This is a genomic window from Terriglobia bacterium, assembly GCA_036496425.1.
GTDB lineage: Bacteria > Acidobacteriota > Terriglobia > 20CM-2-55-15 > 20CM-2-55-15 > 20CM-2-55-15.
The window spans coordinates 1-1,675 of sequence record DASXLG010000149.1 but is presented as its reverse complement, the minus strand read 5'-3'; the positions used below and the strand labels follow the sequence as shown (position 1 = coordinate 1,675).

The 1,675-nt window shown below is 55.9% G+C and carries 3 protein-coding genes; 1 reads left to right on the top strand and 2 read right to left on the bottom strand.

The genetic code is table 11. The features are described 5' to 3' along the window. On the top strand, window positions 1-484 hold a 484-nt coding region (locus VGK48_10735; GenBank protein HEY2381641.1), incomplete at its 5' end, for a polyprenyl synthetase family protein. A 6-nt stretch (window positions 485-490) separates the two neighbouring features. On the opposite strand, the gene VGK48_10730 is transcribed toward VGK48_10735, so the two are convergent. Both VGK48_10730 and VGK48_10725 read right to left on the bottom strand, forming a co-directional pair. Beyond that, on the bottom strand, window positions 491-961 hold the full coding sequence (locus tag VGK48_10730) for a CYCXC family (seleno)protein (GenBank protein HEY2381640.1): 471 nt from the start codon (window positions 959-961) through the stop codon (window positions 491-493). Then, window positions 939-1,439 carry a hypothetical protein gene (locus VGK48_10725; protein HEY2381639.1) on the bottom strand — a complete coding sequence of 167 codons (501 nt, stop codon included), beginning with the start codon at window positions 1,437-1,439 and terminating at the stop codon, window positions 939-941. Before VGK48_10725 ends, VGK48_10730 begins: the two co-directional genes overlap by 23 nt. Between the last annotated feature and the right edge of the window lie 236 nt (window positions 1,440-1,675).

Genomic DNA, 1,675 nt, shown 5'->3' with positions numbered 1-1,675 from the left:
GGATGTCGTGAAACGCAAGACGGCATTTCTTTTCTCCGGATGCATGCGGCTGCCGGGCATTGCGTCCGGCAGCGATCCGAAAGCCGCGAATTGTCTGGCCGCCATTGGGATGAACATGGGCATGGCGTTTCAGCTTGTGGACGATTTGCTGGATTTGACCGCGACGCAGCAGACCCTGGGCAAGCCCGTGGCAAGCGACCTCAAAGAAGGGAAGCTGACGCTTCCGGTTGCCCTTGCACTGGCTGGCGCCGATCCGGAGGCGCTCTCCATGGTCCGGAGCGTCTTGTCCGAGCGCGAGTTTCGATCCGTGGAAAGCCGGCAGATTCTTGCATTGGTGGAGAAGCACGACGGCATCGGACAGACGCGCGCCATCGCCGAAGAATACATCCGCACCGCGACGACGGCGCTGCGGATGTTTCCGCCGTCACCCTATCGCGACGCGATTGCGGCCATACCGGATTTCATATTGAATCGCGGCGCCTGAAGCCGGTTACTGAGCGTTTCCGTATGTTGCGCGGATGTTGTCGCGGATCTGCGATATCGGCATCCCTTTGCGGTGCATATCCTGTGCGCTGAGCGCAATGTCCTGGCATAAATCGCAAATGGAGCCGTGGCTGTCGGCGAAACAATAAAGGTTATTGTGGTGCCCGAGGCTATCGACGCAACCGCAGAAACAGGGGAGCTGTGCGAGGATTTCGGGAATGTCCCTGGCCGCCTGATACGCCTCGCGCGCTCGACCGGTATACATCTCGGGAGACAGGGTTGCAATGAGAGCGATCGGTGCGCCATTGGAATCCAATGCCTGCGGCGATGGGCTCGAGCCGGCGGAATTCGTATTCACCATGTGCAGGGTCGCCCACACGATGCAAATCATGATTGCCGCCGCACCCGCAATCAACCACGGATTTTTCGACGGGGCCGCATTGCGTTTCTGGACTTTATTCTCTGGTTTCTTTCCCACTGGGTTTCCTCGCAAACGATGAAATGACGGTTCGAAGCACAAAGAAAACTTCGCCTTTCTGTTCATCTTCCAGATGCGAACCGTCTTCAAGAGGCTGGTTGAGTTCGGAAATAATATATTGAACGAGAAACGGTTCGGTATCGTCTGGAGCCAGTCCGCTTCCCTGATCCTGCGCCTGTTCGATGCGATCGATCCAGGATTCGCTTTCATGAAACGCCGTTTCAATGCGTTCGGCGGAGACTTCGCCCAGATCGCCTGGAGAAACCGGCTCGGCGGCTTCCGCCGCCTTAAAGACCATGTAGGACAGGAACAACGATAATTCCTGAATTTCGGTGCTGCTTTCGCTCGTCAATTCCGCGACGAAGTCGCAGATGCCCGGCTGTTTCTCAAAAAAGCGGTCGAATTCGGTCATCATCTGATCGTCCGTGTAGGCGCCGACCTCTGAACAGGCCTTTTCGACAGTGTCATTGGAAATCATCCAGACCATTGTGGCATATGGCCAGCGGCATTGAAAACCCTCGAATTCAACATTCTCCGCTTATGGAATCGTCTCAGGCGTCTGGATTACGTGACTTGTTCCCATGCTGTCCAATTCGTAGGTAAAATGGTTCACCACCGGCTTTCCGGCCGTGAGGTAAGGCACGCCGCGCTTCACAATAATTCCGTCTGCAGTTGGATCCAAATAGAGAATCCGAAGCGCATAGGGAAATCCCC

Coding starts and splice junctions, on each gene's coding strand:
- VGK48_10725 (HEY2381639.1), bottom strand. CDS start 1,439: ATGATTTCCAATGACACTGTCGAAAAGGCCTGTTCAGAGGTCGGCGCC.